General features: G+C 62.0%; 18 protein-coding genes. 8 read left to right on the top strand and 10 right to left on the bottom strand.

Features of this window, described 5'->3' with window-relative positions; all coding sequences use genetic code 11:
- The first annotated feature begins 17 nt into the window (after positions 1-17).
- The 3 genes from KHU30_RS06630 (at position 18) to KHU30_RS06620 (ending at position 2,897) form a co-directional block, all read left to right on the top strand.
- Complete coding sequence (locus tag KHU30_RS06630; RefSeq protein ID WP_211441773.1) at positions 18-731, top strand: HAD family hydrolase; 714 nt, start codon at positions 18-20, stop codon at positions 729-731.
- Between the two features lie 54 nt (positions 732-785).
- On the top strand, positions 786-1,415 hold the full coding sequence (locus tag KHU30_RS06625; RefSeq protein WP_230427204.1) for a glutathione S-transferase family protein: 630 nt from the start codon (positions 786-788) through the stop codon (positions 1,413-1,415).
- 93 nt (positions 1,416-1,508) lie between these two features.
- Positions 1,509-2,897 (top strand): MFS transporter, encoded by a 1,389-nt coding sequence (locus KHU30_RS06620; protein ID WP_211442245.1) that lies wholly within the window; start codon positions 1,509-1,511, stop codon positions 2,895-2,897.
- A 12-nt stretch (positions 2,898-2,909) separates the two neighbouring features.
- On the opposite strand, the gene KHU30_RS06615 is transcribed toward KHU30_RS06620, so the two are convergent.
- From KHU30_RS06615 to KHU30_RS06590, 6 genes are all read right to left on the bottom strand, one after another.
- The gene (locus KHU30_RS06615; protein ID WP_211441772.1) at positions 2,910-6,089 is read right to left on the bottom strand and encodes an error-prone DNA polymerase; all 3,180 of its coding nucleotides are present in this window, start codon (positions 6,087-6,089) and stop codon (positions 2,910-2,912) included.
- Between the two features lie 16 nt (positions 6,090-6,105).
- The gene (locus tag KHU30_RS06610; RefSeq protein ID WP_211441771.1) at positions 6,106-7,596 is read right to left on the bottom strand and encodes a Y-family DNA polymerase; all 1,491 of its coding nucleotides are present in this window, start codon (positions 7,594-7,596) and stop codon (positions 6,106-6,108) included.
- The gene (gene imuA, locus KHU30_RS06605; protein ID WP_211441770.1) at positions 7,529-8,308 is read right to left on the bottom strand and encodes a translesion DNA synthesis-associated protein ImuA; all 780 of its coding nucleotides are present in this window, start codon (positions 8,306-8,308) and stop codon (positions 7,529-7,531) included. Before imuA ends, KHU30_RS06610 begins: the two co-directional genes overlap by 68 nt.
- A 710-nt stretch (positions 8,309-9,018) precedes the next feature.
- Positions 9,019-9,732, bottom strand: a complete 714-nt coding sequence (locus tag KHU30_RS06600; protein ID WP_211441769.1) for an amino acid ABC transporter permease — start codon at positions 9,730-9,732, stop codon at positions 9,019-9,021.
- Positions 9,733-9,734: 2 nt separating this feature from the next.
- Complete coding sequence (locus KHU30_RS06595; RefSeq protein WP_407928026.1) at positions 9,735-10,493, bottom strand: amino acid ABC transporter permease; 759 nt, start codon at positions 10,491-10,493, stop codon at positions 9,735-9,737.
- A gap of 133 nt (positions 10,494-10,626) precedes the next feature.
- Entirely contained in the window at positions 10,627-11,442 is an 816-nt protein-coding gene (locus tag KHU30_RS06590) for an ABC transporter substrate-binding protein (RefSeq protein ID WP_211441768.1), read from the bottom strand.
- A 219-nt stretch (positions 11,443-11,661) separates the two neighbouring features.
- Between KHU30_RS06590 and KHU30_RS06585 the strand changes: the two genes are divergently transcribed.
- Entirely contained in the window at positions 11,662-12,420 is a 759-nt protein-coding gene (locus KHU30_RS06585; protein WP_211441767.1) for an SDR family oxidoreductase, read from the top strand.
- A gap of 44 nt (positions 12,421-12,464) precedes the next feature.
- On the opposite strand, the gene KHU30_RS06580 is transcribed toward KHU30_RS06585, so the two are convergent.
- On the bottom strand, positions 12,465-13,034 hold the full coding sequence (locus tag KHU30_RS06580) for a flavin reductase family protein (RefSeq protein ID WP_211441766.1): 570 nt from the start codon (positions 13,032-13,034) through the stop codon (positions 12,465-12,467).
- Positions 13,035-13,797: 763 nt separating this feature from the next.
- Here KHU30_RS06580 and KHU30_RS06575 point away from each other — a divergent pair.
- The 4 genes from KHU30_RS06575 to KHU30_RS06560 all read left to right on the top strand — a co-directional run bounded on the left by KHU30_RS06575 (position 13,798) and on the right by KHU30_RS06560 (position 18,502).
- A complete protein-coding gene (locus tag KHU30_RS06575) occupies positions 13,798-14,031 on the top strand; it encodes a hypothetical protein (protein ID WP_211441765.1) in 234 nt (77 codons plus the stop codon).
- A 9-nt stretch (positions 14,032-14,040) separates the two neighbouring features.
- Positions 14,041-14,193: a hypothetical protein gene (locus KHU30_RS06570; protein ID WP_211441764.1), complete on the top strand. Its 153-nt coding sequence runs from the start codon at positions 14,041-14,043 to the stop codon at positions 14,191-14,193.
- Between the two features lie 249 nt (positions 14,194-14,442).
- Positions 14,443-17,208 carry a magnesium-translocating P-type ATPase gene (mgtA, locus tag KHU30_RS06565; RefSeq protein WP_211441763.1) on the top strand — a complete coding sequence of 922 codons (2,766 nt, stop codon included), beginning with the start codon at positions 14,443-14,445 and terminating at the stop codon, positions 17,206-17,208.
- 106 nt (positions 17,209-17,314) lie between these two features.
- Positions 17,315-18,502, top strand: a complete 1,188-nt coding sequence (locus tag KHU30_RS06560; RefSeq protein ID WP_211441762.1) for a porin — start codon at positions 17,315-17,317, stop codon at positions 18,500-18,502.
- 626 nt (positions 18,503-19,128) lie between these two features.
- On the opposite strand, the gene KHU30_RS06555 is transcribed toward KHU30_RS06560, so the two are convergent.
- The 3 genes from KHU30_RS06555 to KHU30_RS06545 are packed head-to-tail and all read right to left on the bottom strand — an operon-like array spanning position 19,129 to position 22,185.
- Positions 19,129-20,151, bottom strand: coding sequence for an SIS domain-containing protein (locus KHU30_RS06555; RefSeq protein ID WP_230427202.1), 1,023 nt, complete (start codon positions 20,149-20,151; stop codon positions 19,129-19,131).
- Positions 20,132-21,259, bottom strand: a complete 1,128-nt coding sequence (gene nagA, locus KHU30_RS06550; protein ID WP_211441761.1) for an N-acetylglucosamine-6-phosphate deacetylase — start codon at positions 21,257-21,259, stop codon at positions 20,132-20,134. Before nagA ends, KHU30_RS06555 begins: the two co-directional genes overlap by 20 nt.
- Positions 21,256-22,185 (bottom strand): BadF/BadG/BcrA/BcrD ATPase family protein, encoded by a 930-nt coding sequence (locus tag KHU30_RS06545; protein ID WP_329956639.1) that lies wholly within the window; start codon positions 22,183-22,185, stop codon positions 21,256-21,258. The genes nagA and KHU30_RS06545 overlap by 4 nt, the downstream gene beginning before the upstream one ends.
- Between the last annotated feature and the right edge of the window lie 35 nt (positions 22,186-22,220).

The following is a 22,220-nucleotide window of genomic DNA, read 5'->3' as shown; positions in this document are numbered from 1 at the left end:
TCCCTGACGGATAGACAATGTATAAAAACAGCAAGCGATTAATCATTCTCGATGCAGACGGCACCACCATCGACGCCTACAGCGCCATCGACAAGACCTTTTCCCGCCACGGCATGGAGATCGGCGATGAAGAAAGATTCCAGAAGCGGCGCCGCCTGTTCAAATACCTGGGCGGCTTGAAAGAATTCCCAGCCAATCTGAAAAAGCAGATCGGCAAGCAGAACCGCAAGCAGCTGATCGCTACCCTGACCGAGGTCTACCGGGAAGAAGCCCGGCTCTATCCCGGCATCGCCGAACTGGTGCAAAGCCTGGTCGCCGCGCCCGACATCGCGGTCGGCCTGGTGACGCGCAACATGACCAACGACCCGGAGCACACGCTGCGGCTGCTGTTCCGGCGCCACGATATCGATATCGACAGCTTCGATTTTTTCGCCCACGTGCCGCTGCACCTGGAAAAGATGCAGGAATTCCGTTCCATCCGGGAACGCATGGACATCAACCCGGCGCGCGGCTACATCTGCGGCGACGAGCACAAGGATTACCTGGCGGCGATCGGCTCCGGCATGCACCCCTTCATGGTGTCCTACGGTTTTGAGAGCCACAAGCGGCTGATCAAGAAATTCAGCGTGCCGGAAGAAATCATTTCCCGTTCGCCGGACGAGTTTTGCGGGCGGGTGCGGCATGCGCTGGGCCTGGAGGTTCCGCGGCCGGCTGCAATCCCGGCGACATGACAGCTTCACTCCCTGTTAGAATTTATCTTCCAAAAGATAGAACGGCGGGGTTGCATGTACACACTCTATGGCTTCAAGGGCTGCGGCTCTGCCGTGGTGGAAATCGCGCTGGAGATGGCCGGGCAGGGCTATCGGCTGGTTGATGCGGCCTCCTGGGAGCCGGGTTCGGCAGTCGACGCGCTGCAGCAATGCAACCCTCTCAGGCAAATCCCCACTTTGCAGCTGCCGGATGGCAGCGTGCTCACCGAAAGCGCTGCGATCCTGCTGCATCTCGGATTGACCCACCCGTCCGCCCGATTGTTACCCGACAACGAAATGCAGCGTGCCCAGGCCATCCGCGGCCTGGTGTTCATCGCGGCCAACTGCTATGCGGCCATCGGCGTGATCGACTATCCCGAACGCTGGTGCCTCAACGCCGACGAGGCGATCAAGGAGCAGATCCGGCAAGGTGCGCGCGAACGCTTGTACCGTTATTGGGAAATCTTTGCCGATACTTATGCCGCAAGCCCATTCCTGAGCGGCGCCGAGCCCGGCGCGCTCGACCTGCTGGCGGCGGTGGTGAGCAAATGGTCGGGCGCACGGGGACACCTGGGAAAAGCCCGGCCGGATTTCCTGGCGCTGCTCGACAATATAGAAATCCATCCCAAGGTAGCACCCATATGGCAGCGTCACTGGCCAGACTGATTTCGCAGCAGATGTTTGCAGCACCTCATCCGTCGCCACAGACGACGGACTCACACAAGAAAACGGAGACCCATCGTGCAGTCAAATACAGAGATGTCTGAAGACCAGTTGATGAAGAAAGTAGCGTGGCGCCTGATGCCATTGCTGATCGTGATGTTCCTGGTGTCCTTCATCGACCGTCAGAACGTCGGCTTCGCCAAGCTGGACATGGTGCATGCCTTGCACATGAGCGAGGCCGCCTACGGCCTGGGCGCCTCCCTGTTTTTCATCGGCTACCTGCTGTTTGAAATCCCCAGCACGCTGGCCTTGCACAAGTACGGCGCCCGGGTCTGGCTGGCGCGCATCATGTTCACCTGGGGCGCGGTGACGATCTTGCTGGGCTTTACCACCTCGCTGCCGATGTTCTATGTGCTGCGCTTCATGCTGGGCGTGGCCGAAGCCGGCTTCTATCCCGGCGTGATCTATTACCTCACGCTGTGGTTTCCGCAGGCATACCGGACCCGGGTGCTGGGCGTGTTTACGCTCGGCAGCGCGCTGGCCAACATGCTGGGCGCGCTGGTCGGCGGCTTGCTGCTGAACCTGAACGGCACGCTGGGGCTGGCGGGCTGGCAATGGGTGTTCATCGCCACCGGCGCGCCGGCGGTGCTGCTGACGCTGGTGGTGATGGGATATCTGCCGGGTTCCATCGCTGAAGCCAGGTTCCTGTCGGCGGCGCAGAAGATCAAGCTGAACGACATGATGCGGCGCGACACGCCGGCCAACGTCACCCGCGGCAATCCACTGGCGGCCCTGTGGGATCTGCGCGTGCTGATGTTTGCCGCCACCTACATGCTGATGTCGACCTCGCTGTACGGCGTTACCTACTGGCTGCCGACGCTGGTCAAGGGCTTCGGCGTCAGTTCTACCATCAACGGCTTGCTCAACATGATGCCGTGGGGCCTGGCGGTCTTGCTGCTGCTGTGGCTGCCGGGGAAATTGCGGCACGACCGCGTGGTGTACAAGGCGATCGCCGTGATCGGCCTGCTGGGGTTGGCATGCTTTGCTTCCAGCGCGCTGCTCGATTCCAATGTGCTGCGCTTCGGCGCGCTGGTGGTCGGCGGCGCCTGCATCACCTTGCTGTATCCCTGTTTCTGGTCCTTGCCGCCCAAGTTCTTCCAGGGCGCGCGCGCGGCGGCCAGCATCGCCGCCATCAATTCGATCGGCAATCTGGGCGGCTTCTTCGGCCAGAACCTGATGCCCTATGTCGGCAAGCTGACCAATAGCAATGTAACGCCGATGCTGGTGCCGGCAGCCTGCCTGGCGGTGCTGGGCGTGGGCGGGCTGGCGGCGGTGAACTGGCAGCGCAAGCGCGACCTGGCGCATGAAGAAGGCTTGCAGCGCGCAGTGGCGGTGCAGGAAGACGGCAGCGAAGATCCGGGCGCCGGCATCGACCTGATGCTCGACGCGCATCCCGACCATATGCACATGCCGCAGCAAAAATAGCGCGCCTTCGCTTCAATGAAAGTCGCGGCTGCTGGTATCGAGCCTGCCTAGCAGCGGCGACAGGTCGACCAGCCGTTTTGCCACCAGGTGGCTGACGTCGTCATGGGTTTGCCAGACGCCATACACGCCCATCAAGGCCGCTCCCCGCAATTCCTTGCGCTGGCGGTCCACCAGGTCCGGCCAGACGATCACGTTGACGGTGCCGGTTTCATCTTCCAGGGTGACGAACACCACGCCCTTGGCCGTGCCGGGGCGCTGGCGCACCGTGACGATGCCGCAGGCGCGCGCCAGCTGGCCGTCGGCAAAGGTGTTCAGCACATCGGCCGGCAGGAAGCGCCTGGCGCTCAGGGTCGTCCGCAGCAACGCCAGCGGATGGCGGCCCAGGGTCAGGCCCAGCGTGTGGTAATCGTGCAGGATGTTCTCCGCTTCTCCCGGCGGCGCCAGCAGCAGTTCTTCCTCGTCGACCTGGGCTGGCCTGAGCAAGCCTTTTTCTGGGGCGCTGACCAAGGCTTGCCACAAGACCTGGCGGCGGTTGCCGGAGAGCGGCGCGAGCGAGCCGGCGGCGGCCAGCGCCTGCAGCTGGTCGCGCCTGAGGCCGGTGCGCAAAGCCATGTCCTTGAGGTCGCTGAAGGGGCGTACCGCGCGCGCGGCTTCGATTGCTTCGGCATTGTCGAAACTCAGGCCGCGCACCAGGCTGAGTCCCAGCCTGACTGCCGGCCGCGCCGATGCGGTGGGCTCCAGCGCGGCTTCCCAGTTGCTGCGGTTGATATCCACCGGCAGCACTTCGACGCCATGCCGGCGCGCATCCTGCACCAGCTGCGAGGGCGAATAAAAACCCATCGGCTGGCTGTTCAGCAGCGCCGCCAGGAAGGCTTCCGGTTCGTGGCATTTGAGCCAGGAGCTGGCGTAGGCCAGCAAGGCGAAACTGGCGGCGTGGCTTTCCGGGAAGCCGTATTCGCCGAAGCCTTGGATCTGCTTGAAGATGGCTTCGGCGAAATCTTTTTTATACTCTTTTGCGACCATGCCGTCGATCAGCTTGCGCTCGAATTTTTCCAGTCCGCCTTTACGCTTCCAGGCCGCCATCGAACGGCGCAGATCGTCCGCTTCGCCCTGGGTGAAGCCGGCGGCGATGACGGCGATTTGCATCACCTGCTCCTGGAAAATCGGTATTCCCAAGGTGCGCTTCAAGGCTACTTTTAATTCCTCGCTGGGGTAATCGATTTCCTCCGGCTTCTTTTTCCGGTTTTTCAGGTAAGGATGCACCATGCCGCCCTGGATCGGCCCGGGCCGGACAATGGCGACCTGGATCACCAGGTCATAGAACTCCTTTGGCTTGAGGCGCGGCAGCATGCTCATCTGGGCCCGGCTTTCGATCTGGAACACGCCTATGGTATCGGCCTGGCGAATCATCTCGTAGGTGGCCGGATCTTCGCGCGGGATATCCTGCATTTCAAAGGACGCGCCGCGCTGGCGCGAGACCATCGCCAGCGCCCGCTGCAGCATCGACAGCATGCCCAGCGCCAGCACATCGACCTTGAGGATGCGCAGCGCATCGAGGTCGTCCTTGTCCCATTGCACCACGCTGCGGTTCGGCATCGCCGCGTTCTCGATAGGCACCAGCCGCGAGAGCTTGCCGCGCGAGATGACGAAGCCGCCCGGGTGCTGCGACAGGTGGCGCGGAAAACCCATCAGCGTATGCGACAGCCCGGCCCAGTGCTCGGCAATCGGCGTATCGGGGTCTATGCCCAGTTCGCTGAAGTTCTGCTGCAGCTGCTGCTTGTCGTCCCACCAGCGCTGCGATTTGGCGACCTGGTCGACCATGCCGGGATCGACCCCGAGCGCCTTGCCGACATCGCGCAGCACGCTGCGCGGCCGGTAGCTGATCACCACGGCGGTCAGGGCGGCGCGGCGGCGGCCGTATTTTTCATAGATGTACTGGATCACTTCTTCGCGCCGCTGGTGCTCGAAATCGACATCGATGTCGGGCGGCTCGTCGCGCTCCTTGCTGATGAAACGGCCGAACAGCAAGGTGCTGCGCGAGGGATCGACTTCGGTGATGCCGAGGCAGTAGCACACCGCCGAATTGGCGGCCGAGCCGCGGCCCTGACACAGGATCTCCTTGCTGCGGGCGAACTGGACGATGTCGTACACCGTCAGGAAATAGGATTCGTACTTCAGCGCATGGATGATCTCCAGCTCGTCTTCCAGCTGGTTCTGCACAACCGCCGGGATCTCATCGGCGTAGCGCCGCCGCGCGCCGAGATAGGTTTGCTGGCGCAGGTAACTGGCGGCGCTATGGCCGGCCGGCACCACTTCATCCGGATATTCATAGCGCAGTTCATCCAGCGAGAAGCGGCACTTGCTGGCAATCTCGACGCTGGACGCCAGCGCCGCCGCCGGATACAGGTTGGCCAGCCGCAGCCGGGCGCGCAGATGCTGTTCGGCGTTGGGCGCCAGCGCATAGCCGCAGTTGGCGACCGGCTTGCCGATGCGGATCGCCGTCATCGTATCCTGCAGCGGCTTGCGCGAACGCCGGTGCATGCAGACATCGCCGGTCGCCACCACCGGCAAGCCTTGCGCCTGCGCGACCTGCTCGACGACAGCGCGTTGCCGTTCGTCGCCGGCCTGATGCAGCAAGGTCAGGCCGAGCCAGCAGCGGCCGGGGAAATTGGCGTGCAGCCAGGCCGCCTGCTGCATCAGCGTGGCGCTGCCTATGCCATGCGCGGGCAGCAGGATCAGCAGGCAGTCGGGCAGCTGGCGCAGATGGGCGTTGTCGGCCTCGGGGTTGTCCAGGTCTTGCGGCGTCAGCAGGTAATGGCCTTTGCCGGCGCGGCTGCGCGCCAGCGTGATCAGTTCCGACAGGTTGCCGTAGCCTTCGCGGTTCTGCGCCAGTGCAATCAATGAAAAGGCCGGGCTGCCGTCGGCTTCATGCAGCTGGAACTGGCTGCCGATCAGCAGCTGCAGGTGATGTGCCTTGGCTGCCACATGGGCGCGCACGACGCCGGCCAGCGAGCATTCATCGGTCAGCGCCAGCGCCCGGTAATCGAGCTGGGCCGCGCGTTCCACCAGTTCCTCGGGATGCGAAGCGCCGCGCAGGAAGCTGAAGTTGGAAACGCATTGCAGCTCTGCGTATTCCGGCAGCGAGCCCGGAACGATATCTGAGAGCGAGGGATTGGGCTTGATCTCATCCATGGCTTATTCCTTGGCGTCAGGCGAACAAGCCATGCAGGAACCAGTGGACTTCATCGCCGCTGCGCTGCCGGTAGATCCAGTAGCAAGCGGCGTCTTCGCCTTCCGCGACGAAATAATCGCGCATCGCCGCCACGCCGTCCCACCAGCTGCATTCGATGCGCTCAGGACCGGCCAGCAACCGCAAAGGGGAGCTGTAGAAGGGGCGGTGATTGCGTACCGTCAAGGCCAGCGGCGCCTGCAACAGCCAGAACGGACGCGCGGGCGGGAGTGCGCGTCTGTTCTCGTCTGGCGTCCGGCGGCCTTGGGCGGTAGCGGCTTGCCAGGCATTCGCCACTTCCGGCCGGTGATCGGCTTGGGCCGCAGGCTGCAGCACATTTTCGCTGCCCAGCCGCGCGCTTAGCAGTTCCAGCAAGCGGGCGTAGGCGCCGGGCGTGCCGCCCGGTTCGGGAAACAGCGAGGCGGTCGGCGGCAGCATGGGAGCTACCTGCGTGGCTTGCAAGCGCAAGGCGATCACCGGCGCCTCCAGCTGCAATCGGCCCAGTCGTTCTTTCAGCAAGCGCAGCAGATGTTCTTCATGCCAGGCGGCTTCGGCCAGGGAAATTTCCAGCGGCGTCGGCGCAATCGCCTGGCGGCCGCGTTCATGTTCCAGCGACAGCAGGAAACAGGAGACCGCCAGCTGCTGCGCCACCAGCCAGCCGGTCATCTGCAGCACCAAGCGGCGCGCGGCGAACAGCACTGCCTCGGCATGCTCGACGCGGTCCGGCAGTTCCAGCCAGGCGGAAAAAGCCGGCGGCGGTTGCACCCAGTCGAAGATTTCCGGCGCTGTGCCGTAGGCGCGGTCCAGGCTGGCCAGCAGCTGCTGGTCGCTGCGCCGCTGCAAGCCGGCGCGCGGCAGCTTGCGCAGATCGGCCAAGGTCTGGCAGCCGATGCCGGCCAGCCATTCCTGGTAGGGGCGGGCCGCCGGCAGGATCACGAACGGCAGCGCATCCAGCCGGCGCTGCATGCTGGCCATGCCCAGGCTGCGCCGTTGCCGCGGCAAGGGAGGATTGCGATGGCGGCGCCGAAAGCGCGCCAGCAGCCATGCTCCCTGGGCGGTCGGCGCCATGCTGAGCCGGGGACTGAAGCCGAGTGCCTGGATGCTGTCGCGGATGCGGCGGCACAGCGCCAGGCGGCCGCCGAAAGCGCTCAAGCTGGCGCTGACGTCGAGCAGCAGCGAGTCCTCTTCGGCATGCGCGACTTCCGGCGTGTATTGCAGCAGGGTCAGCGCGATATCGTCGCGCGCGCCTTGTTCACGGATCATTGCGCGCTCGCACAGCAAGGCTTCCGGCGCCAGCGCCAGCACGCCGCCGCGGCGCATGCCCGGCCGCACGCCGGCGGCGGCCGCGCTGGCGCTCATGGCCAGTACCTGCTCATGTTCCAGCACCGCGAACATGCAAGGCTTAGACCAGCGCGGGCGCAAGGTTTCCAGCGCCAACAGCGGGAGATGTATGCCTATCCAGAGTGCCATGATGAGGTGTTGCCGGAGGGTTTAACAAAGTAGGCGCAGCCGCGCCGATTTCGGGAACGATGGGCGGCAGCGGCAAGTAGAAAGCGTGTTCATGCTGAGGGCCTTTACGCTTGAGCAGCTGGATCTCGACGCCATTGCGCGCCGGCAGCAAGGACAGGCGCAAGGGCGAGGGCGACGACTCATGGGCGGCGCTGAGCGGACGGATCATCCACAACACGGTGTCGCTGGCCTGCGCCGCCAGATGCAGGCGGCGCAAGGCCTCGCCACGGATATGCGACTGCCACATCAGCAGCGCGCCGCAGCTGCCGTTGCGCAAGACCTGTTCCGCCGACCATAGCGCATCGGTGCTGCGAGCGGTCTTAATCCAAAGCAATTTCTCGCTGGCCAGCCCGGCGCCTTCCCAGGCCGCCAGCTGCGGCAAATGCGGCGGCTGCAGCAGCACGATCCGCCGCTGTTGCGCAATTTGCAGCAAAGCCGGCTGAAGCAGCCGCATCTCGCCGCAGCCGCTCTGATGCAGCAGCAGTTCGATCAGCGCCGAATGCGGCCAGCCCCCATTCGGCAATTCCCGGTCCAGCGCCGCATAACCGGAAGCCGTAACCACCCCCTGATAATTCCCCATCTGATCCGCCCGCCACAAGGCATGCGGCAAAGTCGAAACAACCGACTGAACCGCAGCGGCAAGGTTGGATGAAGCGCTGGCAGAGAGAGGCATGACTAAATGGAGGTAAGGAAAAACTTAAGAGAGAAGATATTATACTGTATGTATGTACAGTATAAATTCAATCTGGATTTAGTCAATTCGGCTAATATTTCATTTTCTTTGCGGGTGATTGTGTTGCTTATTCTTGCGTTTTATCTAAAAAGCAATGGCAATGCTCGATTAGCTTAGCCAAGGTCGCGGTGTCGATTTTGCTGTTGCTTTTGAAGTTGCAGTTGCAGTTGCAGTTGCTTTTGACGTGTTCCGCATTGAGACGTTGCCAAATCCGACGCGTGTCAGCCGGGAATTGTGAGGGGCATGTTTGAGCCGAAGGCGAGTTTTGCCCCTCACCCGACTGGCGCGCGCCGGATTTGGGAACCCTCCCGAAGGGAGGGCAACGGCTTTGCGGTCGCCTTTTCTTTGCTTACTTTCTTTTGGCGAAGCAAAAGAAAGTGAGCGGCTGCCGGGCCGCTCCCGGCAAGCATCCACGGAGTAGCAACCGGTTTAGTTACGCACGAACCGTGAGTCGAATGTCGCCGCATGTACTCCGTAGCCCGTTAATTAGGGTCAGAGTAATTTTCGCAAAAGGCCGCGAAAAAAAACTCTGACCCTAATTAACTAAGCGAAGAGGGGGTAAAACGGAAATCACGCAACGGCCGTAAATCGCGGTGGTAAATAATCCCGATAAAAATATCCGACCGAATACCACGAAGCCACAGCCACAATCAGATAGCGGCAGCCTGAGTTATCCGCATATCCCGCGCCGGGCGGAAATAGGCAGCCACCCAATGCGCAAACCACCCCAGCCCCGAACACAACAGAAAATAAATCAAGCCGATAAACATGAATATCTCCGCCGGATAAATCATCACCCGGCTGTTGACCTGCGCCGCCACGAACGACAACTCGCCGACCCCGACGATATACGCCAGCGAACTATCCTTGATCAAGGTCACCCATTGATTAATGAAAGACGGCAGCATCATCTGCAAAGCCTGCGGCAGCACGATATGCCGCAACACCGCCACCCGCGTCATCCCCAGCGACAGCCCCGCATCCCACTGCCCGCAGCCGATGCCGCTGATCCCCGCATGCACCGAATGCGCCAGATAAGCGCCGCCGACCAGCGCCAGGGCGCACATCACCGACAACACCCCCGGCACATCGATATGAAACACAACCGGCAACAGAAAATAGGTCCAGAAAATCAGCATCAGCACCGGAATGGCCCGGAAGAATCCGATCACCGCAGTCAGCAGAAAATTAGGGAAGCCGCGCGACATCGACAAGCCTATCCCCAGCAGCAACCCCAGCCCTGCCGACGCCAGCGCCGAGCCCAGGCTCAGCAATACGGTCAAGGCAGCGCCGCCCAGCGGCCCGTCGGGATAAGCGCCCCACAGTAGGTAAGGCAGGTTGTCCGTCAAGATGCTGAATTGCATGCTCATCGCCGCGCGTTCCCGGTCATGGCCAGGCGCCGGCGCCGCTGCAGCAATTGCCCGGTCATTTCCAGCACGGCGATCACCGCGATATAAAACAAGGTCGCCACGCCAAAGGCCTGGAAGGTCTTGAAGGTCTGCGCCTCCACCTGGCGCGAGACATAGGACAGCTCGGCCAGGCCGATCGCCATGGTCAGCGAGGTGTTCTTGATGATATTCATGTACTGACCCAGCAGCGGCGGCAGGGCGATCCGCATCGCCTGCGGCAGGATTACGTAGCGCAGCACCTGCCAGCGCGTCAGGCCGAGCGCAGCGCCGGCCAGTTGCTGGGCTGCCGCCACGCCGCGCATGCCGGCGCGGATTTCTTCGCTGACGTAGGCGGCGCAATACAGGCTCAGGCCGATCACGGCGCAGAGCAGCTCGAAGGATGGCCAGCTTAGCGTCAGGTAGCTGCCGAGAGCCAGGCTATGCGCCGTATTCAGCCATTCTCCCGAACCTTCCGGCAGCAGGCTGGCGACGCCGAAGTACCAGAAAAACAATTGCACCAGCAGCGGCGTATTGCGGAATGCCGCAAGAAAAGCAGCAGCCGGCAGCGCCAGCCAGCGGCGTCCGTTGGAGCGCGCTGCGGCGATCGCGATGCCCAGCAAGGTAGAAAGCAGGGCGACCACGGCGGAAACGTGCAATGTCATCCACAAGCCGTCCGCCAGCCAGCCCAGGTATTCGGGGGCCAGCGCCTGCCCCAGCAGCGATTGAAATTCAGTCATTTTTACTTCACAGCCAACCACGGGCCTGAACGGCCGCAAACAAAAAAACACTGGCAACCCGCAAGGATGGCCAGTGCAAGACAGACATCAGGAGAACAGGAGAAAAGCGCAGGAGAAAATCGCAGGAGATCGGTCAGTTCTGGCTCAGCCTGGTGTCGCCGATCTTGAACAGGCGCGGCAGCGGGGATTTGCTGTCGGGGCCGAACCATTTGTCATAGATCTTGAGGGCGGTGCCATCTTTTTCAAATCCACGGAGGGTGTCGTTGAGCGTATTCACCAGCCGGGTTTCGCCCTTGGGCACGCCGACGCCCTCGTATTCTTCAGAAATGGCGAAGGCCGGGATTTCATATTTTTCCTTGTCCGGGATGTTGGCCAGCAGCGCAATCAGCTTGGAGCCATCCTGGGTGATCGCCTGCACGTTGCCATTGCGCAGGGCGGCCAGGGCGAACGGCGTATCGTCGTACAGCACGACCTTGGCAGCCGGATATTTCTCGCGCAAGGTGGTTTCCATGGTGGTGCCCTTGTCGGTGCCTATGCGCAGCTCGGGAATCTGGGAAGCCGTTTTGAGCACGCCTTTCTTGCTCAAGAACTGCTGGCCGGAGGCGAAATAGGGGATGCTGAAATCGATCACCTGGGCGCGCTCGGGATTGATGGTGAAATTGGCGAATACCAGGTCGACTTTGCCCGATGTCAGCAAGGGAATCCGGTTAGCCGGATTGGTCGGCACCAGTTCGACCTTGACGCCGAGTTTCCTGGCGACGGCGTTGGCGTAGTCGACGTCCAGGCCGATGATTGTATTGGTCTTCTGGTCGACAAAGCCGAACGGCGGATTGCCGTCGAAAGTGGCGACGCGCAGCACGCCGGCTTTCTTGATGTCGTCCAGTTTGTCGGCATGGGCCAGGCCAGACAGCAGCGTCAGGCCGGCGAATAAGATGGCAGTTGATTTCATATTGTTGTGGTCCCTGGTTGATGTTTCCGTTTGTTCCCGTTGTTCAGGCCGCTCGAAAAATCGCGCGCCATGCAGGGCAGATTAACAAAACAAAATCACTGAGTGAACGACCAAAGTCGCATTTGATTATTACAAGTTTGCAAGCGATGCCGGGGCGGGCGACAGGCTTGAGGCGAAACATCGTTAGAATAAGGAAAACAACCACCCAGGAGCATGGAAATGGCAGTCAGCAAGAAAGTCGCATTAGTCACCGGCGCCGGTTCCGGCATCGGTAAGCACATCGCCCTGGCGCTGCTGCGCAACGATTACAGCGTGGTGCTGGCGGGGCGGCGCATTGCGGCGCTGGAGGAGACGATGGCGGCCGCCGGCGCGCTGGCGGCGCATGCCTTGCCGGTATCGGCGGATGTCAGCGATCCGGCATCGGTCAAGGCGTTGTTTGCCAAGGCCGGCGAACAGTTCGGCCGCCTGGATCTGCTGTTCAACAATGCCGGCATCTTCACCAAATCGGCGTCGTTGGAGGAAGTTGATTTCGCCCAGTGGAAGGCATCGGTCGACGTCAACCTGACTGGCGCCTTCCTGTGCACGCAGGAAGCGTTCAAGATCATGAAGGCGCAAACGCCTGGCGGCGGCCGCATCATCAACAACGGCTCGATCGCCGCGCATGTGCCGCGGCCGAATTCGGTGGCCTATACCGCCACCAAGCACGCCATCACCGGCCTGACCAAGTCGACGTCGCTGGATGGCCGCAAATACAATATCGCCTGCGGCCAGATCGACATCGGCAATGCCGCTACCGACATGACGGAACGGATGGAGCAGGGCATCCTGCAAGCCAATGGCCAGGTGGCGGTGGAGCCGACCATGTCGGTGGAAAACGTCGCCAATGCGGTGCTCTACATGGCGAGCCTGCCGCTGGATGCGAACGTTCAGTTCATGACGGTGATGGCGACCAATATGCCGTTCATCGGCCGCGGCTAAGCTCAGTACGCGCAGTCGCAGGCTTGCCGCGAATTGAATCCTCGCTACGGCTTCAGCTGTACGTTGAACGCCTCGCCGGTGGCAAAGAAGGCGCCGCCGGACAGGTAGTGTACGGAATGCCGGTCTGCGCTGGGGAAGTGCCAGCGGCCTTCCGAGAACGCCTCAGCATCGGCCCAGGCGGCTACCACCTCGGCGATGAACAGGTCGTAGCGCTGCTCATTATGCGGCTCCGGAATGATCTTGCATTCCAGCCACGCCAGGCAGCCGGACATCAGCGGCGCGCCGATTTTCTGCGATGGAAAAGTCGCAATATCCAACGCCGTGAACTTGTCGCCATCGCGCCCCGAGCTGGACCCGACCGCCAGCGTCTGCTCGGCCTGCGCCCGGGTAGGAATGTTCAGCGCAAACTCGCCCGAGGCTTCCACCAGTTCACGCGTCAGCGTGCTTTTGTCGATCACCACCAGCACTTTGGGCGGATCGAAATCGAGCGCCATGGCCCACGCCGCCGCCATCACGTTGCTGGCGCCGGCATGGGCGCTGGTGACGATGGTGGTAGGACCGTGGTTCAACAGGCGATAGGCTTTGGCCAGTTCTACAGCTTGGATGTTTTGCATGATGATTTCGGAAGTGGGATACAGCCGGACAGTTTATCCGACTGCCGGATTTTTAGTGCGATGGGCTGGATTGCCACAGCCGGAGCCATGTTTCAGGCAGCGCGCGATTTTTGAAATAGCCGGATTTATGCTTGACATGGCTATTCTTTCATCGATAAACTTCGGGCATTGCATTATATGGAGGTCCACTGTGGACTCTGGTTCTAATAGTAGAAGTGGATGGGCGATCAGCCCGGCACAGCACGCATAGCAGTAGCAGACCTCCCTCCGCTACGACTCTGCGTACGCCGAGTTGTAGATGCGATCAGCAAGACCGCACTTTAAATCCCCATCCAGTCGTTTAATCCATTTGTTCCGGATATTCCGGTTGTTCCGCCGTTTCTGCCATGCAGCGGCGAGATTTTTCGCGCCCGCCCTTGCGGTTGTGTCCGCGCCGACTGATCACGTCCTCGCTGTTGCCTGATGCCGGATCCAGGAGATTGGCATGGTTTATTTTTCCAGGCACGTCGTTGCCGCTCCACGCTGCATGAGCGCTATCGTTCCGCAGTCCGCCCACCAGCTGCCGGCCGCTCTGGCTGCCGCTCCAGCGCGTTTATAAAGGAATGTTGACATGGACTGTCCCCCCAGTTGCCCCTTACGTAAAACATCTTTAATACGCAAGCGGGGCGCGCAAATTTCCGGTCTTTGCCCGTTGCATAGCCAACGGCCCTAGTCCGCCGCCCCAGCTCGCCTTCGATCACGGCTCCTCATATGCAGAGCCGCTATGCAAACACGTCTATCGAGGCTCATCATGACTATCGCATCAATCATCAACGCGCAAAAAATCCGCGTCGCGGAAACATCGGCCAAGGGTTGGACTTTTGGCTGGACTTCCTCCCAGGCTGCCAGCCTTGCCAGCCTTGCCCGTCATGCCTGTAATGCGCGCTCCGAAAAATCCCGTCAGCCGGCACAGAGCTGCGGCATGTACGGCACGTTGATCGGCGGCAGCGGCCGCTAAGGAAGCAGCATGCATCAGCACTTTTTAAGCGCAAGAAATGCGGTGCTGCTGGCGTTGCTTGCAGCGTTGGCCTGGCTGTTCATCCTGCTGAGCCTGTTGCCGCCGCTGGCGGCGCACAGCAAGCCGCAGGTGCACGCGGCGCCCATTTTCATGCCGCAGTAAAAATCCGCTCCCGTCTCTTTGCGGGGCACCCACTCAACCACTTTTCATTGCAAGGAAGCACATGGAAGACGACAGCGAAGGTGGCGATAGGCCGCCCGCTTGGATAGTCAGCACGATAACCACAGCGGGCGACCTTCGTCCCGAATTTTTGACCAACCGAACACGCTTAGCCGTGGCGCGGCAGGGGATAGTATTGTCTGAATGAAGACAGGATTTTCCCGTGCCGTCCATGCGGCACAGGAAAATCATATGAACCAGACAGCCAAGAACAAAGCGGGCAAGCCCAAGCAGAAGCAGAAAGGATTCATCTCCGGATCCTCTGCGCCGGAACAGAAAATCTCGATGCGCGTCGTCGAAGAGTCCGGCAAGCCTATTCAATCGACCTTCAACCGCACCAAAACCTCGCCTTTCGGCCTGTTCAACCATGACGCCGCCGAACGCCTGCAGCGTTCCGGCCCCAATGAGGTAGCGCACGACAAGGCGCCGCACGCCCTGGTGCAGCTGGTCCTGTCTTTCAAGAATCCCTTCGTGATCGTGCTGCTGATACTGGCCACCATCAGCTATATCCTCGATGTCCACCTGGCCGAGCCGGACGAGCGCAGCTGGAAAGGGGTGATCATCCTGGTGACGATGGTGACCATCAGCAGCCTGCTGCGCTTCTTCCAGGAATACCGTTCTAACAAGGCAGCCGAACGGTTGAAATCGATGGTGCGCACCACTGCCACCGTGCTGCGCCGGACCAATGACGCCGCCAATCCCCAGCGCCAGGAAATTCCGATGCGCGAACTGGTGGTGGGCGATATCGTCAGCCTGCAGGCCGGCGACATGATCCCGGCCGATATCCGCCTGTTCGCCTCGCGCGACCTGTTCATCAGCCAGGCCGTGCTGACCGGGGAAGCGCTGCCGGTGGAGAAATACGACACGCTGGGCGCGGTGGCGCAGAAGTCCGCCGACGCCAATCCTGCAGCCGACAGCCAGGCCGACTTGCTCGACCTGTCCGATATCTGCTTCATGGGGACCAATGTCGTCAGCGGCACCGCCACTGCGGTGGTGGTGGCCACCGGCGCCAATACCTATTTCGGTTCGCTGGCCAAGAATGTGGTCAGCCACAAGCGCATCGAAACCAGTTTCGACCGCGGCGTCAGCAGCGTTTCCTGGCTGCTGATCCGCTTCATGCTGGTGATGGTGCCTATCGTCTTCATGATCAACGGCGTCACCAAGGGCGACTGGATGTCGGCCCTGACCTTCGCGCTGGCGGTGGCGGTCGGGCTGACGCCGGAAATGCTGCCGATGATCGTTTCGGCCAACCTGGCCAAAGGAGCGATGGCGATGGCGCGCCGCAAGGTGGTGGTAAAGCGCTTGAACTCGGTGCAGAACTTCGGCGCCATGGATGTGCTGTGCACCGACAAGACCGGCACCCTGACGCAAGACAAGATCATCCTGGAACGCCATCTCGACATCAGCGGCAACAAGGATGAAAGCATCCTGCAGCTGGCGTGGCTGAACAGTTTTCACCAGAGCGGGCAAAAGAACCTGATGGATATCGCCATCGTCAGCCATGCCGACGAGCGCGGTGCGGCCGCCAAGCTGCTGCAATACAGCAAGATCGATGAAATGCCTTTCGATTTCGTGCGCCGCCGTTTGTCGGTGATCGTCGAGGACCAGGGCGGTGCGCAGCTGATGGTGTCGAAAGGCGCGGTGGAAGAAATGCTGGCGGTCTGCAGCCATACCCAGCAGGGCGATGCGGTGCAGGTATTGGATGCCAAGGCCCGCACAGCGCTGCTGGAAAAGGCGCGCGAATACAATGAAGAAGGTTATCGCGTATTGATCGTCGCCACACGCGAAATCGACCCGGCGCACGCCAAAACGCAGTACAAGACCGAGGATGAAGCGCAGCTGGTGGTACGCGGCTTCCTCACTTTCTTCGATCCGCCCAAGGATTCAGCGGCGCCGGCCATCCGCGCCCTGCAGGAATACGGCGTGGCAGTCAAGGTGCTGACCGGCGATAACGCCATCGTCACGCTCAAGGTCTGCCGCGACGTCGGCCTCGATCCTGGCACGCCGCTGACCGGCCAGGAAATCGAAGCCATGTCCGAGCAGCAGCTCAACGAGGCAGTGAAATACACCACCGTGTTCGCCAAGCTGACGCCGCTGCAGAAATCGCGCGTGGTCAAGGCGCTGCAGGCCAATGGCCACACCGTCGGCTTCCTCGGCGACGGCATCAACGACGCGCCAGCCTTGCGCGACGCCGATGTCGGCATTTCGGTCGACAGCGGCGCCGATATCGCCAAGGAAACCGCCGACATCATCTTGCTGGAAAAGAGCCTGATGGTGCTGGAAGAGGGCGTGGTCAAAGGCCGTGAGACCTTCGGCAATATCCTCAAGTACCTGAACATGACGGCCAGCTCCAACTTCGGTAATGTGTTTTCGGTGCTGGTGGCTTCTGCCTGGCTGCCGTGGGAGCCGATGCTGGCGGTGCATCTGCTGATCCAGAACCTGATCTATGACATCTCGCAGATGATGCTGCCCTGGGACAAGATGGATGAAGACTTCCTCAAGAAGCCGCGCAAATGGGATGCCGGCAATATCCGCCGCTTCATGATCTGGATCGGCCCGACTTCATCGGTGTTCGATATCACCACTTATATCCTGATGTGGACCGTGTTCGGCGCCGGCGCGATGTATGCGGCGGATGGCGGCAGCGCCGGACAGAGCATCATGAATTCCGGCTGGTTCATTGAAGGCCTGGTGTCGCAGACGCTGGTGGTGCACATGCTGCGCACCCGCAAGATCCCGTTCATCCAAAGCACGGCGGCGCTGCCGGTGCTGCTGTCGACCGGCATCGCGATTGCGATCGGCTGCTACCTGCCGTTCTCGCCGCTGGCGGAATCGATCGGTTTCGTGGCGCTGGATAAATCGTACTTCTACTGGCTGGTCGCCACCATGGTCGGCTACATGATCCTGGCGCAAACCGTGAAGACCATCTACATCCGCCGTTACGGCCAGTGGTTCTGAACCTGCATTGATACCTGCTTGGACAGCAAGCCGCTGCCGGACGCAACACCTCCGGCAGCAGGTTTGCGGCATATGAAAACTGTGGAACAAATTATCGGAATACATTATGAAAATTTTATTGAGCATCATCGGCGGCAGCTGTGCATTGGCGTTTTCTCCTGCAATCCAGGCCCAAACGGAAATCCCTGCAGTCGGAAAAAGGACCGCTGCGCCAAGCTCCGTAGTGTTTTATGGCGTGCTCGATGCTGGCGTCACCTTGGTCAATAATGACGACGGGCATGGCAACGCCAAGCTGGATACCGGCGTGATGGAAGCGAATCGCTGGGGCATCAAGGGTGTTGAAGACCTTGGCGGCGGCCTGAACGCGGTGTTTCAGCTGGAAAGCAGCTTCAACCTGGACGACGGTTCCTTGTCTTCGCCTGGCACGATGTTCGACCGAGTGGCGATGGTCGGTTTGGCCGGCCGCTACGGACAAGTTACCTTTGGCACCCAGTACGATCTGATCAACGACTATGTCACGCCCTTCAACATCAGCGCCGGCGCCAGCGGCTACGCTGCGCACCAGGGGAATTTCGACCGCATTGCCGGCAACGCCATCCAGCGATCGATCAAGTTCGCCAGCGCCGATTTCAACGGGCTGACCTTTGGCGCGCTGTATTCATTTGCCGACAAGAGCCTGCATCCGGACGAGAATGACAGCGAGGGCGCCGGCAGCGGCACGGCCTGGAATATCGGCGCCCATTACGCATACGGCCCATTTTCCGCCGGCGCCGCTTACATGCGCTTGAACACGCCGCGCGGCACCCAGGCGATTGGACCTTATCCAAGCCTGGGCCTGACGCATTTCCTCGGCCAGCCTACCTTTGCCATCGATGCCGGCAGCGGCGAACGCGTTCCGCTCAAGAACATGGCGATCGACAGCCAGAAGATCTTCGCCATCGGCGCCGCCTATGAAATCGGCAACCTGACCGCCATGGCGAATTTTGCGGATATCGAGTTTCGCGGCTATGGCCAGGCATCGGATCTGCGCCTGATCGAGGTCGGCGGCCGCTATCATCTCAGCGCGGCGCTGGACGGCACGCTGGGCTACCAGCGCATGCATTTTGAAGGCACCAGGGCGAACCAGTTGTCGCTGGGGCTGGATTACCATCTGTCCAAGCGCAGCGATCTGTATGTGTCAGCCGATTACCGGCGGGCGTCGCGCGGCGTGAATGGCGTCATCGGCAATTCATTTGCGCCGTCCAGCAACAGCGCGCAGGGATTGCTGCGGATGGGGATGCGGCATGTGTTTTAATGCGCCAACCCGGACGTAGTCATCTGGGGTCAGAGTGAAGTTTCTGCAAAAAGCGCGCAGAAAATTCAATCCAACCCCAGTTAGCTGCGTGTATCGGGCGCGATGTAGTCATCTGGGGTCAGAGTCGACTTTCGCGGCGCTTTTTCGCGAAACTCGACTCTGACCTCACATGACGGATTCGGAGAAAGAACGAGCGTGTTACGTTTTTTTGCCAGTGCAGGAGCATGCGCTCCGTGGCCCGCTAAGTGGGGTCGGAGTGAAGTTTCTGCAAAAAGCGCGCAGAAAATTCACTCCGACCCCAGTTAGCTGCGCGTATCCGGCGCGATGTAGTCATCTGGGGTCAGAGTCGACTTTCGAGTCATCTGGGGTCAGAGTCGACTTTCGCGGCGCTTTTTCGCGAAACTCGACTCTGACCTCACATGACGGATTCGGAGAAAGAACGGGCGTGTTACGTTTTTTTTTGCCAGTGCAGGAGCATGCGCTCCGTGGCCCGCTAAGTGGGGTCGGAGTGAATTTTCTGCAAAAAGCGCGCAGAAAATTCACTCCGACCCCAGTTAGCTGCGCGGCTTAAGCGCGACGAAAAGCGGGTGACGGTTTTGTCGCGCCTTACGAATTATCAACAAGCCTTACTGCGTCTTCGTCACTTTACTCAAATGCCGCGGCTGGTCGGGATCCATGCCGCGTGCTACCGACAGCTGCGCCGCCATCACATAGAAAGCCTGGATCGCCACGATCGGATCGAGGTCCGGCGTAGCGGCTACAGGCAATGTCAGGTCGCGCGCCGCCACATCGTCGGGTGCGGCCAGCAGCACCTTGGCGCCGCGGCCGCGCATTTCGTCGGCCAGCTTGAGCAAGCCGGCCTGGGTCGGTCCGCGTGTGGCGAAGATCAGCAGCGGATAACCTTCGTCGATCAGGGCCATCGGGCCGTGCTTGATTTCGGCGCCGCTGAAGGCTTCCGCCTGGATCGCCGAGGTTTCCTTGAATTTCAATGCCGATTCCAGCGCCAGCGGCAAGCTGATGCCGCGGCCGACCACCATGATGCGGGAAGAGGGCGCCAGCACCTCGATGGCCGCGCTCCAGTCGAGCTCGGTGGCGGCGCTCAAGGCTTGCGGCAGGGCTTCGATGGCGGCCAGGAAGGCGGCGTCGTCCTGCCAGCATGCGGTGAGGCGGGCGGCGGCCACCAGGCTGGTGATGAAACTCTTGGTGGCGGCCACGCTCAGCTCCGCGCCGGCATGCAAGGGCAGCGCCCATTCGGCGGCGCCGGCCAGCGGCGACGCGGCGTCATTCACCAGCGCCACCGTAGCGGCGCCGCTGTCGCGGAAATAACGGATCGGTTCAATCACGTCCGGGCTTTGGCCCGATTGCGAAATCGCGATGGCGAGCGCATCGCGGGCGATCAGCGGCGCCTTGTTGAGCGTCACCAGCGACAACGGCAGCGAAGCGACGATGCGGCCCAGGCGCGCCATGATCAGGTAGGCGCAATAGTTGGCGGCATGGTCGGAACTGCCGCGCGCCACGGTCAGGATGCTCGATGGCGGCGCGGCGCGCAGGCGCTGGCCGAGCTCGGCATAGCGCTCGCGGTCGCAGCTGAGCTGCAAGGCGACATGTTCTGCCGCCGAGCGGGCTTCTTTAAGCATCAACGAGGTCAATTCTTTCTCCTTCTACATAGACGGCTTTGAGTTTGAGCTGGCGGTCGAGCACCAGGATATCGGCGAAACAGCCTTCTTTCAGGCGTCCGCGTTCGTGCATGCCGAGGTAGTCGGCCGGATAGGTGGAGACCCGCAACGAGGCTTCGGCGATTTCCAGTCCCAGCGACACCAGGTTGCGCAGCGCCTGGTCCATGGTCAGCGTGCTGCCGGCCAGGGTGCCGTTGTCCAGCCGCACGCCGCCCAGGCATTTGTGCACCACCTGGCGGCCCAGCATGTAGTCGCCGTCCGGCATGCCGGAGGCGGCGGTCGAATCGGTGACGCAGAACAGGCGCGGGATCGCCCGCAACGCGGTCTTGATGGCGCCCGGGTGGACGTGGAGCAGGTCCGGGATCAGCTCGGCATATTCGGCATGCGCCAGGGCGGCGCCCGCCATGCCCGGCTGCCGGTGATGGAACGAGCTCATTGCATTGAACAGGTGGGTAAAGCCGGCCGCGCCGTTTTTCAGGGCGGCGACGCCGTCCTCATAAGTACCCAGGGTATGGCCGATCTGCACCCGCATGCCCAGTTTCGACAGTGTCTTGACCAGCGCCATGTGGCCGTTGATTTCCGGCGCGATGGTGATCAGCTTCAAGGGCGCGAAGCTGCGCAGCCAGTCGATCTGCTCGACCGTGGCGGCAATCGCGAAATCGGGCTGGGCGCCGAGCTTGCCCGGATTGATGTAGGGACCTTCCAGATGCGCTCCCAGCACCCGCGCGCTGCCGGCGCGGCGGCCGCGGCAAGCCTTGCCGATCGCGCCCAGTGCCGCTTCCAGCTCTTCCAGCGGCGCCGTCATGGTGGTGGCCAGCATGCTGGTGGTGCCGTGCTGGGCGTGCAGGCGCGAGACCACATGGACGGCGTCGCCGGCCTCCATGATGTCCTTGCCGCCGCCGCCATGCACGTGCAGGTCGATGAAACCGGGCAGGATATAGTCGCCTTGCTCCGGCGGCTGTTCCAGCGCCTCGCCGCTGATCTCGGCGATCATGTCGCTGAAGCCGATGCTGCCGGCGACCCAGCCCTCGGTGGTCAGGACATTGCCATGCAGTTGCGTCAGGTTGCTGGTGGTGTTCATGCTTGTTCTCCTGCAGGTTCGGCGGCGGTTGCGAGTTGACGGCGCAGCAGCAGCAGTGCACCGGCCGCAGCGCCGGCGCGCGGCGTGATCGCGCGTGATTTCAATGGTTCTGGCAGATACGCCTGGAGCGGCACAGCCAGGCCGCCGCATAGCGCAATCGGCAACTGCTGCGATGGATCCAGCGCCAGCGCGATCTGGTCGATTTCGGCGCCGGCCTTGCGCAAGATGGCCTGCGCCGCCTGGTCCTCACCGGCATGGGCCACTACCAGCGGCGCCAGCTGCGCGAAGATGCTCTGGTTGGCGCTGTTGACCCAGGCGATCACCCGTTCCCGGTTCTGGCTGTTGCTGAAGTCGTCGGCGCCGCCGCAGAAACGGACGATGGCCCTGGCCAGCGGCCCGGCGGTGGCGCGGCCGTCCAGCGCCCGTTCAACGTGGTTGGCGGCGCGCAGGCCGATCCAGCCGCCGCTGGCTTCATCGCCGGTCTGGAAACCCCAGCCGCCGACTTCCCGGCGGCTGCCGTCGGCCAGCAAGACTTCGCCGACGCTGCCGGTGCCGATCGCCACCACCACGCCGGGCTGGGCCAGGTGGGCGCCCAGCAGGGTGGTGAAGGCGTCGGTGCCGATGGCCAGCGCGCCGAAGCCCGGATTCTGCTCGGTGAACTGATGCGCCCACTGCGGATTGTTCACCCCGGACAAGCCGCAGCCGGCGGCAATCGCCGCATACGGCGGGCGCGCGATGCCGGCCGCCAGGAAGGCGTTGTCCAGCGCCGTGACGATGGCGCACCAGGACTTGCTGGTGCCATGCATCAAGGCCGACGGTCCGCTGCTGCCGTCGGCGACATGGCTGCCGTCCGGGCGCTCCACCCGGACCACGGTCTTGGTGCCGCCGCCATCGACCCCGATCAGATATTCGAATGCTGTTTTCAACTCAACTCCCACGCCTTTTTGAAGGCGCATAGTGT

Source organism: Collimonas humicola (assembly GCF_018304945.1).
GTDB classification, from domain to species: domain Bacteria; phylum Pseudomonadota; class Gammaproteobacteria; order Burkholderiales; family Burkholderiaceae_D; genus Collimonas; species Collimonas humicola.
Note: the sequence above shows the minus strand (reverse complement) of the source record. Positions and strands in the feature narration are given on the sequence as shown.

What these genes read in the sequence shown, in the direction of transcription:
- KHU30_RS06600 (WP_211441769.1), bottom strand. Translation starts at nt 9,732, where the DNA reads ATGCAATTCAGCATCTTGACGGACAACCTGCCTTACCTACTGTGGGGC.
- KHU30_RS06610 (WP_211441771.1), bottom strand. Translation starts at nt 7,596, where the DNA reads ATGGCACTCTGGATAGGCATACATCTCCCGCTGTTGGCGCTGGAAACC.
- KHU30_RS06575 (WP_211441765.1), top strand. Translation starts at nt 13,798, where the DNA reads ATGCAAACACGTCTATCGAGGCTCATCATGACTATCGCATCAATCATC.
- imuA (WP_211441770.1), bottom strand. Translation starts at nt 8,308, where the DNA reads ATGCCTCTCTCTGCCAGCGCTTCATCCAACCTTGCCGCTGCGGTTCAG.
- KHU30_RS06585 (WP_211441767.1), top strand. Translation starts at nt 11,662, where the DNA reads ATGGCAGTCAGCAAGAAAGTCGCATTAGTCACCGGCGCCGGTTCCGGC.
- KHU30_RS06580 (WP_211441766.1), bottom strand. Translation starts at nt 13,034, where the DNA reads ATGCAAAACATCCAAGCTGTAGAACTGGCCAAAGCCTATCGCCTGTTG.
- KHU30_RS06615 (WP_211441772.1), bottom strand. Translation starts at nt 6,089, where the DNA reads ATGGATGAGATCAAGCCCAATCCCTCGCTCTCAGATATCGTTCCGGGC.
- KHU30_RS06560 (WP_211441762.1), top strand. Translation starts at nt 17,315, where the DNA reads ATGAAAATTTTATTGAGCATCATCGGCGGCAGCTGTGCATTGGCGTTT.
- KHU30_RS06630 (WP_211441773.1), top strand. Translation starts at nt 18, where the DNA reads ATGTATAAAAACAGCAAGCGATTAATCATTCTCGATGCAGACGGCACC.
- KHU30_RS06625 (WP_230427204.1), top strand. Translation starts at nt 786, where the DNA reads ATGTACACACTCTATGGCTTCAAGGGCTGCGGCTCTGCCGTGGTGGAA.
- KHU30_RS06620 (WP_211442245.1), top strand. Translation starts at nt 1,509, where the DNA reads ATGTCTGAAGACCAGTTGATGAAGAAAGTAGCGTGGCGCCTGATGCCA.
- mgtA (WP_211441763.1), top strand. Translation starts at nt 14,443, where the DNA reads ATGAACCAGACAGCCAAGAACAAAGCGGGCAAGCCCAAGCAGAAGCAG.
- KHU30_RS06570 (WP_211441764.1), top strand. Translation starts at nt 14,041, where the DNA reads ATGCATCAGCACTTTTTAAGCGCAAGAAATGCGGTGCTGCTGGCGTTG.
- KHU30_RS06595 (WP_407928026.1), bottom strand. Translation starts at nt 10,493, where the DNA reads ATGACTGAATTTCAATCGCTGCTGGGGCAGGCGCTGGCCCCCGAATAC.
- KHU30_RS06590 (WP_211441768.1), bottom strand. Translation starts at nt 11,442, where the DNA reads ATGAAATCAACTGCCATCTTATTCGCCGGCCTGACGCTGCTGTCTGGC.
- nagA (WP_211441761.1), bottom strand. Translation starts at nt 21,259, where the DNA reads ATGAACACCACCAGCAACCTGACGCAACTGCATGGCAATGTCCTGACC.